A 14,313-nucleotide genomic window follows, 5' to 3' on the forward strand; every position below is an offset into this window, starting at 1 on the left:
TACGTTTTGGGTTCGTGAGCACCGGAAGGCCCGGCTGAATTCAAGACGTTTTAACTACCTCTTCCTGTGATTGAAGCTAAAGGAGGTTAATTAGGCGATATGTGGATATATGAGAAAAAGCTGCAATATCCTGTTCGCGTAGGCAAATGCGACCCCCGGATGGCCAAACTGCTGATCGAGCAGTACGGCGGAGCCGACGGGGAACTGGCGGCCGCGTTGCGTTATTTGAACCAAAGGTACACGATCCCCGACAAGGTCATCGGGCTCCTGAACGATATCGGCACCGAGGAATCAGTACCACCATGTTGTCACTGAGGAAGTTTCGGAAATAGAGTGACTTTGAAATCATCCAGCGACCCGTTCCAACGGGCTTTTTTTGTTTTTAAATAAATGGATGTTTCTAAAACACTTTTTAGTAATTCATTTTTAATCTCTGGATCATCTGTTTTGTAGTACGCATCAAGGACATGCTCAACCTGGGGAATAACTCGTACTCTGGCAGTTGTTCGTTCTTTTTCCAAAGCTATCTCTTGTTCGATTTTTGAAAGTGCTTCTTTGCAATCATTGATTTTTGACTTCAGCTGTTGTGATCTTATACGGAACGTATCAACGTCATAGACTTTTTGTTCAACAAGATCAAAAGCGTTTTCGAGTTGCTGCTCCAATTCAGCTAATTTTTTTTCTTGGTTTATTTTTGATTCAATTTTCAACTCCATTACTTCATTCTTGGCATCATTATTAACTGGGACATTCTTATCCCACTCTGCTTTGTAATTTTTTAACCATTCTTTTAATCCAGCCAAAATTCGTTGTTCTACTAGATCAAGAAATGAACTAACATTTCCACAACTAGGTAATTGACACATAAGTGTGGCCGGCCGACCTTTATGCGGTCGTCTTATCATTTTACGCCCACATACTCCGCAGACTACCAGACCGGCAAGCGGATTAGAAATTTTTAATCTTAGACCAACTGGCTTTCTTGGGTTTTTAGACATAATTTCTTGGGCTAAATTCCAAGTAGTTTCATCAATAATAGCAGGGTGTAATCCGTCCACAAGAATCATATCTTCCTTTTTTGCTCTTGGACGGCTCTTGATAATTTTACCATTTTGTTTCTTTTTAATTAAAGGTCTTGATTTGAACTTTATTTTACCATTATAAACAGGATTCCTCAGTATGTCTCTGACCGTTGGAACAGTCCATACTCCGCCCTTAGCAGATGGAATACCTAAGTTATTTAACTTTCGGGCTATTAAACCAGTACCTAAACGATGGTATACACCATCCTGGTCAGGTTCACCTTTGGTGTACCATTCATAAATTAATCTAACAATTCGGGCTTCTTCAGGAACTATTTCAAGGGTGTAGCCCTTAGTTTTTACTAACTTAACTCTATTGTAACCATAGGGGTTAATATTCCCAGTGTACTTTCCTTCTTTAGCTGAATCCACTCTACCTCGCTGTTGCCTGCGGTTTATTGTCTTATATTCTCTCCTTGACATGTATAATCCAAATTCAAAATACTCCTCATCAAACTCGTTATTAGGGTCGTAAGTCTTCGTAGGAGTTATGATTTTTGTTCCAGAGTACTTGAACGTTTGAGCAATGGTCCCTTGATCAATTGTGTCCCCACGAGCCAAACGTTCGATTTCCATAACCAGTACGCCCTGCCATCTTTCATCTTCTACTTCACTTATAACGTGCTGAATAACCGGTCTTGCTTCGATCGTTTCCCCGGATACAAGTTCCTTGTATATTTCCGCAACATAAATTTTCTGGCGTAATGCAAGATCAAGCAAGTTACGTAGATGACGAATAAAAGTCTCACCTTCACCCCGAGCTTCTGCCTCAATGTCAGCTCGAGATTTTCTTAAATAAATGCAAAACTCCTCAGACATATCTAGTTTATGCTGAGCTACTAACGAGAAAAATTCGTTTTTATACTGGTCATATAACTTTTTTTCCTCCTGATCAATTACAGTATGTACCATGTTCTAACCTCCTACATGTTTAAAATATGCTATAAGTAATTTGAAATAGAATCAGTGTTTTAATTGGTACTCTAATTGAATTAATAATTGATGGGTCATTTTTGACCATTCTCTTTTTTCTGGAACTTGATTTTTTTTCGCTGAAGAGACAAGTAAATTTCCAAAAAAAGTTCTTCGTTTTAGTTGATCGAGACGTTGTTTCGCCAATTGTGCAGGGACTCTGAACTCGGAAGACAAGAAAGAAACAGCTTGATCAAGTCGTACAGGAATTGGAAGTTCGCTAATCATTTTAAAAGGTAATGTAGCATAGTAAACGAATTGTTCCGCTTCCCTTTCTTGAACTTGTGTAAACATTTCAGGTAATACGGACTGATCCCCTGCATGACGTAATACGTGGCAGAGTTCGTGAAAAAAATCCAGGCGTTGCTGCATAGGTGATAAATTTTTATCTATGTTTATGGAATACAATCCCTCTTTTAACTCCAGCGCTTTACTTCCTTGCTTAGTAAAATAGATCCATATGTTTAATCGATCCGCAATCTCTAAAATTTCCAACTCCCAAGGATGCTGAATATTAATTCTAGCATAGAGATCCGCTTGGAATTTCTCAAGTTCAGTCATCTGATAATTTCTAAACATATAACGGCCTCCTATATGAGAATGTACGTTCCCTTTTTATGTAAAAAGAAAAGCCCTGTAGGGCCATATACACTCATTATCAGACCAAAGTAGGAAATTATCAAGACTTTAGCATTACTTTTTTTGACAAAATGCGCAAAAGTTACTCGCCTTGTTTTTGTCCTGGTTTTCGATCTTTTTCCTGTTGAAGTATAAATTCTAAGAATTGTCTCATTTCTGCCTTTTTTTGCTCTGGGGCCTCAAGATAGCCTTTAAAAAATGCTCCATGAAGCGGATGATTTAACAGTCCCTCTATGTCCTCAGTTTGTGTTTTCCCATCTCTTTTATCAGATTTACCAATTAAATAATCTATAGAAACATTAAAAAAATTAGACAACGCAATTAAACGTTCTTTTCGAGGAATTGACTCGGATACTTCTAACCTTCTTATCGAAGCTGCGGGTATGTCCATTTTTTGAGCTAATTGCTCTTGAGTAAGTCCTTTTTCTAATCTAAGTTCTTTGAGACGTTCCTTAAAAAGAGCCAATTATTATCACCACCTAAATGAATAATAAACGAAAATGTTCGTAAAATAAACGTTCAAAAAACAAACATTTTGATATTGACACGCTCGCAAAATGAACATATAATTTAGACATCAAATGTTCGTTAAACGAGCGGAAAAAGGAGTTGAGGTTGAATGAACACAGTTGCAAGAGAAAAGAAACGTACATTATTGATTATTTCAAGAAAAAGTAAGGGGTTAACCCAATCTGAGCTGGCTGAACGTGTAGGAATCTCTCGACCATACCTAGCGAACATCGAGCGCGGAGAGTACGATCCGTCATTGAAAGTTGCTCAGTTATTATCACAAGAGTTGGGCAAACCAATTGATGATTTGTTTTGAATACGACGCTCGAAATACGAACATTTCTCAGTGATACTAAATAAGAGGTGAGAAAACATGGCTGTCCCACAGAACCGGCTGCATACACTTAATCCTGGGAGGGATGCAGGTATGCAAAAGCCCGAATCAATGCTTATGCAAGGAAATGTTGTTGAGACTTATAAGTTCGGTGAAACCACCGTAGAAATATGCGACGATTTCTGCGTTCGTGCGCCGGAAGCAATAAGCAAAATCGTCAAGGATATGCATCTCATTGCATGGCCCGTTTTTCAGTTAAGTAAATAAATGCGCTCCATTGTATTTTAGCAGATATTGGGACCTCATTTGCACTATTTAGTCTGATTTTTAAGGTGAGGGGGATTCAAATGAAAGTAACCATAACCAAAATCGAAATGCCAACGGCAAGTAATTGGGGGATTGTGCAAATCAATAATCTGGAAAATACTTTTTTCCGTTTTGATGTTCGTAACGGGAAACCGGTGCTAGATGCAAGCCTTTTTGCATGTAATGTTCAGGACCCAAATGAAAGGCAAGAAAAACTGGGTTCTGAACTGCATCAGTCCATCCAGGAGGCACTGGATGATCATTTTAAAGACATGACCTGATTGTATCCAATGGGAGGAATTATTTTCTGTGGACGATGTCCTTATCACAATCATGAGTATATTGGCAATTCATTCGTTGCCCTACATGCTCCATGGTTCAAGCATACATATTGGCAGTCATTTACTTCAGATCGGAGTCAACGACAATTCCGAGGAATTTAGATTCACACTTGATGGTTCTGAGTTTAGTTTAGAAGATGTTCTTACCTGGATTTCCCAACAAACTGCTGAAACAGTAAGGTGATTCCATGAATAACGAGGACAAGGAGCAATTTGCAATAGCGCTGGCGGAACGGTATGCACAGTTAAAAACGGTGATGGATCAGGATCCGAATAATCCAAATATGGATGCCAAAGAGAAACTTGAAAGTCTGATAAAGGTTATCGACGACTTTGAGGATGACTTACGGAATTTAGTTCGTAAGGAAATCGAGTGCCTGGATAACTGATACGGTTCGCCCTTTCCGTGGGACAAGCCTTGGCGCAAGATTGCGCTCAGTGAATGTTTTATGGAGATGCGGGTGACGTATTCAAGGAATGGAAACAGTGTAGTGACCAATATCAACATATGTGCTGCGGCGGTTGCAGACCCGTTAAACCAGGGGCACCCGAGACGGCAATATCAAAACTGTTTTCCCTTGATCTTCCATCTTAAGGCGGGCGAAGATATTCACATCAAACCGTTAAACGAAAGGAGAAGAAAATGGAAAGGGAGTGGGAAACGGTTTTAACCATCAATGGATTTGAAATAAAAATGCTGAATGGCGCAGAGGTCGGTGATTGTCAGGATTATATTATTGAACCGGCACTTGGGAAAGGCCACACTTACGCGACTGTAGCAGATGCTATCAAAGCAATTACGGGAGATTAGGACTGATTTCTTATCACTACAAATAAAGGAGGACAGGCTATGTCTGCGCTAAATTCAGCGGCTCCGATCTTATGCCAGAAGTGTAGGAGAAAACATGACCCACAGCATCCACACAATCAGGACAGTCTTTACTGGAAGTTTACATTTTTTGAAAAGCATGGTCGCTGGCCGACCTGGACAGATGCTATGGAGCATTGTTCTGATGAGGTTAAAAGCCAGTGGATTAAAGCTCTGAAGCAAAAAGGGATTGAGATTTCCTGATTCTTTGTCTTACATGCCAGCATTAGCGCGAGGGTTACATTTTTTGTCGTTGTTGACTCCCTCATTAAAAGGACGAAGACAAACGGCTGGTTCGTCATCATCCACATAACCGCCTGTGGGATGCGTGGAGGCATAGTAGGGGCGCGCACCGAAAGGCCAAGACGGTCCATATGGGTCAATGGGTTGGGAAAATGGCAACTCTCGCGGTAGTGCCGGCAAAAATCACAAAGGAGGAACGAGGGAGTGCTGAAAATACGGGTTGAGGGTTTACCCAGGGAAATCGATCGGTTCTTGGAGCATTTTCAGGATTATTACAGAGTTTTGCAACGTTCGAAGCCTTACCCAAACAGAAACAGTGAATACGTTCGTGTTTATGTTGAAATTGGCAGTATTAGCGAATAACAGTCTTGATCATGATGAACCTGTGAATAGGGGGCATGCATATGGGGTTGAAACGGACTCGAATTGTTGATGGAGTAGAATGTTCAACACCTGAGTTTTTTGAAGCAATACGAGCAGTGAATTTTATTACTCGATATAAGTTTAACTGGGCTATCAATCCGAAGGAAGTTCGTGATTACGATTTGGATCAGATGATTGAACACGCCAGGATTATCGCATCGGAAAGAGGATTGAGGCTGGCTCAAAAAACAGGACTTACCGGTTTCATCCAACTGGATGTTATCAATGAATAAAGGAGTGTATGACTGTGTGGGGCGTTTGTAGAATATGTGGCTGCACAGATAATAATGCCTGTGTGAATTCTGAAGGTAATGCTTGCTTCTGGGTAGATAGTGAACATAACTTGTGCAGCGCTTGTGTCGAAGAACGATCGGAGGAGTGGGAGAAGAAGCTAAGAGCCGCCAGCTACGAAATGGTTGCTCCAGACGGTGCAATATGGGAATTTGCACAAGGGGAATGGACTTCCCGGTCTTACCCAGATGCTGTGTACGATACGGGGGACCTAGCTTACTTACTCGCCAATCTAGAGATTACCGAATAAGCCGAAACGCCCTTACCTGAGCGTCGCGGAGAGATGGCCTACTCCGCCCGAAGATGGCAGGCCAGAGGGAGGTGCTCACTATGGAAACTACTCCGGATATAAAAAATGTAGTAGCAGAATCAGGGCTTCGAATGTACAAGACAGATCCCATCTCCTTTTGGAAGATGATTTCTAAAGCTACATCGCGATTAGAGGAGTTGGTCTCGGAAATGTGTTCAGACCTAATGCTACTTCAGAACAAGACTGTCAATACTTCTTCAAAAGTGTTCGTAAACGCCATGCAAGCCAAGTCGGAAGTATCTCAAATCGTAATCTTGCTTTCTCAGTTTCCAGCAAAAGAATCCGATGAGTCACTGGCTTAAAAAAGGCCAGGGGACTCCCCGGCCAGTAACATTCAGAAGTATCGATCAGCTCTCTCTTGCCATTGTTGTTGATCGTAAGAACCTGATGATGCTTCATCAGCAATTGATTTAGCGATCTTGGCCACAGCTGTGAAATCCTGTCCCTGAATAGCTGCATCATAAGCTAGTTCCATGTAAGATCGCCAAGTACTATATCCTGGTGACTTTTCACTTGCTAGGTCAAGAGCAATTTGCTTGATGCTGGAGAAATCCTTTAAAAGTTTTGCTGATTCCAACGCCCGTAAAGTAAAGTTTTCCCAACTGCTATAACCTTTGGATTCTTCGCTTGCCAAATCAAGAGCGATTTGTTTGATCAAAAAGTGATCTTGGAGTCTTTCGGCAGCTATCAATGCTTCTAGCGTAAAGTTCTTCCAGCTGCTGTAACCTTTTGATTCTTCACTAGCAAGAGCAAGGGCGGTTTCAATAATACATCGATCATCTTTTAGATTTTGGGCGGCCTCGAGGGCGGTCAGCATGAAGTTTTTCCATTGGCTATAACCTTTTGATTGATACTCGGAAAGTTTTTGAGCAATCGAATACACAGCTTTAAATTCTCTTGAATTCTTGGCTGCATTGAGAGCATCATCAAAACAACTTTGCCAAGGCGAAGAACCTTCAGAATACTGTTGGGCATCTTCAATGAATTTTCTGTAATCCATGAACTTGGTCTCCCTATGTATATTTTTGTAAAAGTATTTTTCTACCATTATATTATCAGAAATTGGAATTCGATTGTAGTTATGTTCCGTAGTAATTAGCCGAAACGCCCTAGATAGGGCGTCGCGGAGAGATGGCCTACTCCGCCCGAAGATGGCAGGCCAAGGGGAGGTGTGAGGTAACGATGGGAAATGAAGAAACATGGAAAGGGGAGGGAGCCATGGTGGAAAACAATATTGTATTACCTGCAGCACAAACTCTGGCAGACGAACACTTTGTTTATGTAGAAAATGGCGTCATCATGACGGATAGTCGCAGTATCGCTGATAAATTTGGCAAGCGGCACGCGGACGTCCTTCGAAGTATTAAAAATCTGGAATGCAGCCCAGAATTCATTTTGCGCAATTTTGCGCCCAGTGAATATATCGATCGTTCCGGACGTAAATTGCCAACTTACAAAGTTACGCGTGACGGATTCACCTTCTTGGTCACCGGATTTACAGGTAAGGAGGCTGCCAGATTCAAAGAAGATTATATAGGGGCATTTAATAGGATGGAGCAGCAGCTTCAGATGGAATACAAGCAGCCCGAGAATCCGCTACTCCTTCAAACTGTAAAACAACTTGAAGAACGGATTCAGGAGGTAACCGAACAAATGGAGAACACAGTTACGCTCAAGACTTCGGAGCAGCGAATCATTCAGCAGGCCATTGGCCGGCGAGTCATTGTATTGACAAAAAACGAAAAAGAGCGCCCGGAATTATTTCGACAGTTGTATCGCGCCTTGTATGTCAAATTTGAAGTTAATAGTTACCGCGATATTTTAAAGAAGGATTTTGAACAAGCCTTGAAGTTCATCGCTTTATGGAAGCCAGTCCCGGCTACTGAACGCAAGAGCGCGTCTAGTAACTGAACGCAGCGTTGCGTTCAATAGATGGACGCAGATATGCGTTCAGTATTTAATCCGGAAGGAGGTATTAAGATGGCGAGAAGTCGGGAGGAAGCTCGGGCGGAATTGCGGCGCCTTTTTCAGGAAAGCGACCAGGATCGCGTTGAGCTTGAAGATATTCTTCTGGAACATGACGGAAAACTGCTTGTTCGTAAATCCTCATTGATGCGGCTGGGTGATAAACGGTTCTGGGGGGAGTGTTTTGAAATTTGGACAGACGATACCAAATATAAAGCTCGATTTCAAAATGATGAAACTAGGATTTGCTGTACCCAATATGTAGGTACAAATGAAGAGAAGATGATTTCGATGTTTAAGCAAAGGTTTGGTGTGGCTTGACCTGAACGCATGATTGCGTTGAGTCGTATTTTCCGCACTTAACGCGAGGCTGCGTTCAGTGTGGAGGGAGGTGAACTGAGTGGAACCCGATTGGACGCTTCTATTCATGGCGAGAATTTGGTTTGACAAAAGTGAGATGCAGCATCAGATTCTCGCTCGCATTATCCTGCGAATACAACGTAAAAAGGGTACGTCGGTCTGGCAAAACCAATGTACCCCAAGTTCAGAAACATAAAAACTCAGATGCTGTATTATCTCATGTTTCTGTGCGGATTTCAAGTAAGTCACGATTCCTCAAATTTTGAATGAACGCACATTCGCGTTCAGTAAGGAGAGGTAAGATATGACGGTATCGCTAGAACGATTGATGGAACTGAGCGCAAATGTGCGCTCAATAAGATCCAAGCCCATGCCTGGGGATGAAAACCGTAAATGGAGTGCCTTGATTTACATTTTGGTCCATCACCCAAAGTGTAATGGATTCAATGAAGTGGTTAGCTTTGACACGCAACAAATTGACAAAAAGAAAATTGAAATCAAGTTGGCTAGAGAAAATTGGAACTTTGATGAATGGTATCTTCTCCAACTGGCTTTGTATCTTTACGACCTCCAGCTTGATTTTGATTTTTCACGGTTAATGGTCCTGGAGCCGGTAAAGCTGCAGATCGCAGTTAATGCTATCGAAATTAGACTTGGGCTATGCAATTTTGAAGACGTGCTGCTAGGGGATTTGGCCTCATGACCCAGACATCTGGATGGAGTGAAATGGATGAACTGTTAGGTCCACCGCTTTTAAAGAGCATGGTAGGAGAGCGGATTTGGGATCTCCGACGAAGCGGGGAGCTTAGAGCGTTTGACAGGGAGTTGACAGCATATTTTGAAAGAGCCTATCCAGATTGGCGCATTGTGAGCTTTAAATATCCCATTGTGTACCTCAGAGACGAACGTAAATGATTGACTTGGCTGCTACGGAAGGGGGAACCACATTGACGGAGTCAGCCAGAGCTATATATACCCTTTCTGGACTGCTAGATCAATTTGTGCTTATGGGAGGACCAAGTATGTATGGTCCGGGAGGGTTGGCGATATTAACTGCTCTTTGGCGAAAATCTAGTAAATTAGGCTGGTCCAATCGATTCATCATGTCGAATACAGAAGTCATTGTAGCGACGGGAATCAAAAGCCGGACAACCATTGGCACCCATCGAACCAAACTACAAGCTGGGGGGTTTTTTAAATACACCGAACCACCACAAGGCAAGGATGATGGGGAGTATATCCTGAATTTTCAGTTTTACAATCACGAACCTGTTCAATTTTTGGACGGGGTTGGAGGGGGAGTTGACCAAAAATTGAACGACTTTGCAGATAATGAACTAAGTCCGACGCAAGTCGTTCAAAACTTGGACACCCCACCTCCGAAACAAGGTCAAGTCGTTCAGAATTTGGACGGGTATGATAAAAAAGCTGTTCAATTTCCGAACGACTCAGACCAAGTCGTTCAAAAATTGAACGACTTTCTCGAAAAAAACGAAGAAACCCGTTCAAAAATTGAACACTTACTTAAAGATACTATTACTACTAATACTACTAGTAGTAATAAAGTAGTTGTTCAAAATTTGGACAGGTTGAAAGAAGATGTCGTCAGCTTGCTTCGTGCCTATACATCCCTGCACAGCAAGTCCTTTAGTCTGGTGAAGGAGAAGGAACTGAAATTGATGGTTTCGCTGGTTGTTTTTGAGAAAATCCCTCTACACTTCATTCTCCGAACGATGCAAAAGACATTTCAAAAATACTCGACGACAACCTCCATTTCATCGTTCTGCTACTACGAGGGAGCGATCAAGGATGGATGGGCAAGTCAATTAAATGCTGAAATGACAACAGCACATGATCATCTAACGCAGCTTGAAAATTTGAGAGCTATAGCAGAGGGGGCAAGGCAAAGGCATGGAACGGGATGAAGTTGCACTTTTATTTTTAACCATCCATCAACATTATCCGAAGTTTGATATTAGCTCTGAAAATATCGAACGGTTTTATGAGAAATTGCAAGACTTTCCCTACGAGATGGCTAAGTCAAATCTTGATGAGTATATACTGACAAACCGTTATCGTGTGGAGCCGATAATCTCCGATATCCGTGGAGGAATCGGCAGCCGTAAGGAGCTGGAAGAATCCAGGCGAGAAGGTCGGGAGTACTTGGAAAAGTGGGACGAAATGAGCGCCACTGCGGTTGATCCGCCAAAGGAAGTGAGGGAGCAGGTTTATGAGCTTAAAAAACAGTATAGTAAGCACGCTAAATTATGAGCTGCCCGTCAATCTGGCTGCGGAGCAAGTTGTTCTTGGATGCGTTTTGTACCAACCGGAACTTATGAATACCTTCATGGACAAAAGCGAGGCGGATGCCTTTTACGATGACTCGCACCGTATGGTTTTTGACGTTTTGGAAGAGCTTCATGAAGAAATGAAGCCGATTGATTTGGTCACGGTGACCGCAGCCCTGAAAGAGAAAGGTGAGCTTGAAATTGTTGGGGGCGTATCGTACCTAAAAAGGCTCTCCGGTAGTGTAGTTACGATTCATAACTTTGATTATTATATCAAACTCATCAACGAATCCCTTCTACTACGCCGTATAGTCCGGTCAGGTATTCAGCAGGTACGAATGGCGACCGAGGAACGGGATGTCGAGCAAGCTTTATTATTTATGCAGCAGAGTGTGGACATCCTTTCTGACCAAGCCTCACCAGCCAAAGAACTCATTCCTATTCAGGAAGCGGCGATGAATTATTTTGAAGAACTGGAGAAACGTGCGCTAAATCGCGACAAATCGTTAATTACCGGCGTGCCATCCGGATTTATGGATCTAGATAAGATGACCAGCGGTTTTCAAAAAGGCGACTTGATAATTGTTGCAGCTCGTCCAAGTGTTGGGAAGACGGCGTTTGCTCTTAATGTGGCACAGAATGCATCCAGAGAAGTTAAAGAACCTATTGCAATTTTCAGTCTGGAAATGAATGATTCACAGTTAGTGCAAAGGTCGATTGCCTCTGAGGGAAATGTCGAAGCTTCTAGGCTCAAGGAAGGAAAGTTGGAAGAGCTGGACTGGATTAAAGTCGTGACGAGCATTTCGGGTATGAAGAATATCTATATCGATGACACACCTGGGATTACCGTAGCTGAGATTAGGGCCAAGTGCCGAAGACTTAAGAAAAAGCATGGTTTAAGCATGATTTTGATCGATTATTTGCAGCTAATCGCCAGCAGCGGGCGTAAGGAGAACCGCCAGCAAGAAGTGTCTGATATATCTAGAACATTAAAATTGATCGCCCGGGAGCTGGATGTGCCGGTAATCGCTTTGTCCCAGCTCAGCCGGAACGTCGAGCAACGGCAGGATAAACGCCCCATGCTTTCCGACCTTCGGGAATCCGGATCAATTGAACAAGATGCAGACATCGTAGCCTTTCTATATCGTGACGACTACTATAACCAAGACACAGAGAAGAAGAACATCATCGAGATTATCATCGCCAAGCAACGAAACGGCCCAGTAGGAACGGTAGAACTTGTGTTCCTTAAAAACTTCAGTAAATTTGCGAATTACGAACGAGCCCAACAAGAAGCACCAGCAATGTAAAAATTGCCTGTTATTGATTACTGGGCGTAGCATTTTGCACACATTGAACCGAACATACATTCTGTTTTTGGGACGGAGGAATCATTATGTCAGTGCTATTAGCAGATAACGTAAGTTATAAAACTGCAGCAATACTATTCGGCGGAATCGGTGGGGAAACCAAAGGCTTGAAACGATGCCAAATCGACTATGGAGGTAAAGTCTACCGTTTCAAAATCCTTTGCTCGATCGACTATGACCCTGTAGCCTGCCATAATCACGATTTAATAACTGGAGAAAAGACATCCGTTATCATGGACCTTTTCACACGCGAGCAATACGTTGCGTGGAATGGCCATGAGCCACCACCCGAGTGGAGGGAAATGACCCCTTGGGATATGTGGGTGGCGCTTAAATATCAGGTACCTTTCTTTCTGTTCACAAGTCCACCTTGCAAGGGGCTTAGTGGGCTCTTGCCAGAAAAGTCGGCTAAAACGGCAAAGTACCAGGCTTTAAATCAACTTACGGTTAGAGGAATATGGCTGGTACTTCAGGCATGTACCCTTTATGGTGACGGATTACCAGCAGTGATTCAGTTGGAGAATGTCCCTCGGATACGTACTCGAGGAAAAAGTCTTTTGCAGCAGATTGAAAAGATGCTCAAAAAATACGGATTTGCAGTCAATATGCGTGGGGATCACAATCTCGGAAAAATTGGAGGGTTAGGGGCCGATCGACTGCGGTTTCTAATTATGTCACGGGACGAAGCACAAGTTCCGAACTTCATTTACTACCCAGAAGAGAAACCTCTCAAGACCATAGGCGACGTCATCGGCCCTTTACCGATGCCAGGAGACGCCGAAGCAGCTGGTCCACTTCACCGGCTCCCAAATTTGCAATGGAAGACTTGGGTGCGTCTAGCGCTGATCAAAGCGGGCGGAGACTGGCGTGACCTCCAAAACGTCCCGTATGAGCAATATCGGATCGTACATGAGGCACGCGGCGGCGCCTATGCCATTGAAGAGTGGGACAAAACAAGTCGGACGGTTACAGGAACAGCAGGACCAGGGCGGAGTAACGGTGCCGCAGCGGTATCTGATCCCAGAGTCAACTTCAAAGAAAACACCCATAGCGCAATATATAGGGTATGCCGGAATAACCAACCGGGCCCTACTGTTACTGGGGCTCACCGGCCCAATAACGGAGCCATATCGATTTCGGACCCGCGTCTCAAGGATAGAGAGGGGCGTCATCCGGGGGTTTACCGGATTGTCCGGGTCGATGAAACAGCACCTTGCATAACCGGGACCAGATTCGGCAGCGGTGCTCTGGCGGTTGCAGATCCGAGAATAAGCACCAAACTCATGCCAGACAGCTACGGGGTTCAAAACTGGGATGCGACAGGAAAAACGGTTCGTGGAGCAAGTCGAATCATGAACAGCCCGGCCAGCATCAGCGATCCGAGACTTTCAGACTTGAAAAATAGGTACCCGGATAAGTATAGGATACAGGATATGAGAAAGCCTGCCGCAACGGTCACGGGGGTCACCGACGTTCAAGCCGGAGCTCCATTGATCGCAGATTATCGCCTCGGTTGTTCGCCTCGGGTGGGTTCGTACGGCGTTCAGGAGTGGAATGAGCCGGGTAGAACTGTGACCGGAACCGGAGATGTTCACTCTGGGGCATCAGCCGTAGCCGATCCACGCATTCCCGAGGATAACGAACGAGGCACTTGGATTCTGATTGCTGAGGATGGAACCTGGCATCGCCCGCTAACCACATATGAGCTTGCAATGCTACAGAGCTTCCCAAGATATCTTCCGGATGGTCGCCCATTTCAATTGGAAGGCTGTTCAGATGCCAAGGCCAGGGAATATATCGGAAATGCAGTGCCGTGCGATGCGGCTGAAGCAATGGGGAATGTAATCTTACTGGCTGCAGCACAGGCGGAAGCCGGAGAAACGTTTTCCTTGAGTTGGGAACCGATTTGGGTAGCTCCTCAGGAAGAAGACCAGCCGGTGGTGGTTCATTAATGAATCAGATCATGCTCAATTTACCACAATACGGCCACTGGCTTATAACACATAAAACT

General features: G+C 43.6%; 20 protein-coding genes and 1 pseudogene. 17 read left to right on the forward strand and 4 right to left on the reverse strand.

Annotated elements, in window-relative coordinates; genetic code table 11:
- Positions 1-99: 99 nt before the first annotated feature.
- Positions 100-291, forward strand: a pseudogene (cotJC, locus tag NYE69_RS12460) (spore coat protein CotJC); the annotation flags it as partial.
- Positions 292-308: 17 nt separating this feature from the next.
- Here the strand turns inward: cotJC and NYE69_RS12465 are convergent.
- The 3 genes from NYE69_RS12465 to NYE69_RS12475 all read right to left on the reverse strand — a co-directional run bounded on the left by NYE69_RS12465 (position 309) and on the right by NYE69_RS12475 (position 3,159).
- A complete protein-coding gene (locus NYE69_RS12465) occupies positions 309-1,994 on the reverse strand; it encodes a recombinase family protein (RefSeq protein ID WP_340926417.1) in 1,686 nt (561 codons plus the stop codon).
- Between the two features lie 51 nt (positions 1,995-2,045).
- Entirely contained in the window at positions 2,046-2,633 is a 588-nt protein-coding gene (locus NYE69_RS12470; RefSeq protein ID WP_340926418.1) for an ImmA/IrrE family metallo-endopeptidase, read from the reverse strand.
- 142 nt (positions 2,634-2,775) lie between these two features.
- On the reverse strand, positions 2,776-3,159 hold the full coding sequence (locus NYE69_RS12475; RefSeq protein ID WP_036624734.1) for a helix-turn-helix domain-containing protein: 384 nt from the start codon (positions 3,157-3,159) through the stop codon (positions 2,776-2,778).
- Positions 3,160-3,312: 153 nt separating this feature from the next.
- Here NYE69_RS12475 and NYE69_RS12480 point away from each other — a divergent pair, with 153 nt between their 5' ends.
- The 9 genes from NYE69_RS12480 (at position 3,313) to NYE69_RS12515 (ending at position 6,621) form a co-directional block, all read left to right on the forward strand.
- Complete coding sequence (locus tag NYE69_RS12480; protein ID WP_340926420.1) at positions 3,313-3,519, forward strand: helix-turn-helix transcriptional regulator; 207 nt, start codon at positions 3,313-3,315, stop codon at positions 3,517-3,519.
- 57 nt (positions 3,520-3,576) lie between these two features.
- Entirely contained in the window at positions 3,577-3,804 is a 228-nt protein-coding gene (locus NYE69_RS12485) for a hypothetical protein (RefSeq protein ID WP_144245275.1), read from the forward strand.
- Between the two features lie 80 nt (positions 3,805-3,884).
- Positions 3,885-4,124 (forward strand): hypothetical protein, encoded by a 240-nt coding sequence (locus NYE69_RS12490; protein WP_340926421.1) that lies wholly within the window; start codon positions 3,885-3,887, stop codon positions 4,122-4,124.
- A 248-nt stretch (positions 4,125-4,372) separates the two neighbouring features.
- A complete protein-coding gene (locus tag NYE69_RS12495; RefSeq protein ID WP_340926422.1) occupies positions 4,373-4,573 on the forward strand; it encodes a hypothetical protein in 201 nt (66 codons plus the stop codon).
- A gap of 254 nt (positions 4,574-4,827) precedes the next feature.
- The gene (locus NYE69_RS12500) at positions 4,828-4,995 is read left to right on the forward strand and encodes a hypothetical protein (protein WP_340926423.1); all 168 of its coding nucleotides are present in this window, start codon (positions 4,828-4,830) and stop codon (positions 4,993-4,995) included.
- Between the two features lie 39 nt (positions 4,996-5,034).
- The gene (locus tag NYE69_RS12505) at positions 5,035-5,256 is read left to right on the forward strand and encodes a hypothetical protein (RefSeq protein WP_340926425.1); all 222 of its coding nucleotides are present in this window, start codon (positions 5,035-5,037) and stop codon (positions 5,254-5,256) included.
- Between the two features lie 243 nt (positions 5,257-5,499).
- The gene (locus tag NYE69_RS33695; protein WP_115311225.1) at positions 5,500-5,658 is read left to right on the forward strand and encodes a DUF3970 family protein; all 159 of its coding nucleotides are present in this window, start codon (positions 5,500-5,502) and stop codon (positions 5,656-5,658) included.
- A 41-nt stretch (positions 5,659-5,699) separates the two neighbouring features.
- Positions 5,700-5,951, forward strand: coding sequence for a hypothetical protein (locus NYE69_RS12510; RefSeq protein WP_340926426.1), 252 nt, complete (start codon positions 5,700-5,702; stop codon positions 5,949-5,951).
- A 388-nt stretch (positions 5,952-6,339) separates the two neighbouring features.
- Positions 6,340-6,621, forward strand: a complete 282-nt coding sequence (locus NYE69_RS12515) for a hypothetical protein (protein WP_340926427.1) — start codon at positions 6,340-6,342, stop codon at positions 6,619-6,621.
- A gap of 32 nt (positions 6,622-6,653) precedes the next feature.
- Here NYE69_RS12515 and NYE69_RS12520 read toward each other — a convergent pair whose 3' ends face one another.
- Positions 6,654-7,319 (reverse strand): hypothetical protein, encoded by a 666-nt coding sequence (locus NYE69_RS12520; RefSeq protein WP_036624714.1) that lies wholly within the window; start codon positions 7,317-7,319, stop codon positions 6,654-6,656.
- Positions 7,320-7,501: 182 nt separating this feature from the next.
- Here NYE69_RS12520 and NYE69_RS12530 point away from each other — a divergent pair, with 182 nt between their 5' ends.
- The 7 genes from NYE69_RS12530 to NYE69_RS12560 all read left to right on the forward strand — a co-directional run bounded on the left by NYE69_RS12530 (position 7,502) and on the right by NYE69_RS12560 (position 14,254).
- Positions 7,502-8,230, forward strand: a complete 729-nt coding sequence (locus tag NYE69_RS12530; protein ID WP_340926428.1) for a Rha family transcriptional regulator — start codon at positions 7,502-7,504, stop codon at positions 8,228-8,230.
- A 69-nt stretch (positions 8,231-8,299) separates the two neighbouring features.
- Entirely contained in the window at positions 8,300-8,605 is a 306-nt protein-coding gene (locus NYE69_RS12535) for a hypothetical protein (RefSeq protein WP_340926429.1), read from the forward strand.
- Between the two features lie 343 nt (positions 8,606-8,948).
- Positions 8,949-9,347 (forward strand): hypothetical protein, encoded by a 399-nt coding sequence (locus NYE69_RS12540; protein ID WP_340926430.1) that lies wholly within the window; start codon positions 8,949-8,951, stop codon positions 9,345-9,347.
- A gap of 244 nt (positions 9,348-9,591) precedes the next feature.
- Complete coding sequence (locus NYE69_RS12545; protein ID WP_340926431.1) at positions 9,592-10,569, forward strand: hypothetical protein; 978 nt, start codon at positions 9,592-9,594, stop codon at positions 10,567-10,569.
- Positions 10,556-10,915: a hypothetical protein gene (locus tag NYE69_RS12550; RefSeq protein WP_213509832.1), complete on the forward strand. Its 360-nt coding sequence runs from the start codon at positions 10,556-10,558 to the stop codon at positions 10,913-10,915. The genes NYE69_RS12545 and NYE69_RS12550 overlap by 14 nt, the downstream gene beginning before the upstream one ends.
- The gene (dnaB, locus tag NYE69_RS12555; RefSeq protein WP_340926432.1) at positions 10,875-12,242 is read left to right on the forward strand and encodes a replicative DNA helicase; all 1,368 of its coding nucleotides are present in this window, start codon (positions 10,875-10,877) and stop codon (positions 12,240-12,242) included. Before NYE69_RS12550 ends, dnaB begins: the two co-directional genes overlap by 41 nt.
- An 86-nt stretch (positions 12,243-12,328) precedes the next feature.
- Complete coding sequence (locus NYE69_RS12560) at positions 12,329-14,254, forward strand: DNA cytosine methyltransferase (RefSeq protein WP_340926433.1); 1,926 nt, start codon at positions 12,329-12,331, stop codon at positions 14,252-14,254.
- Positions 14,255-14,313: the final 59 nt, after the last annotated feature.

The sequence above is a fragment of the Paenibacillus sp. FSL R5-0527 genome (assembly GCF_038008055.1).
Lineage (GTDB): Bacteria > Bacillota > Bacilli > Paenibacillales > Paenibacillaceae > Fontibacillus > Fontibacillus macerans.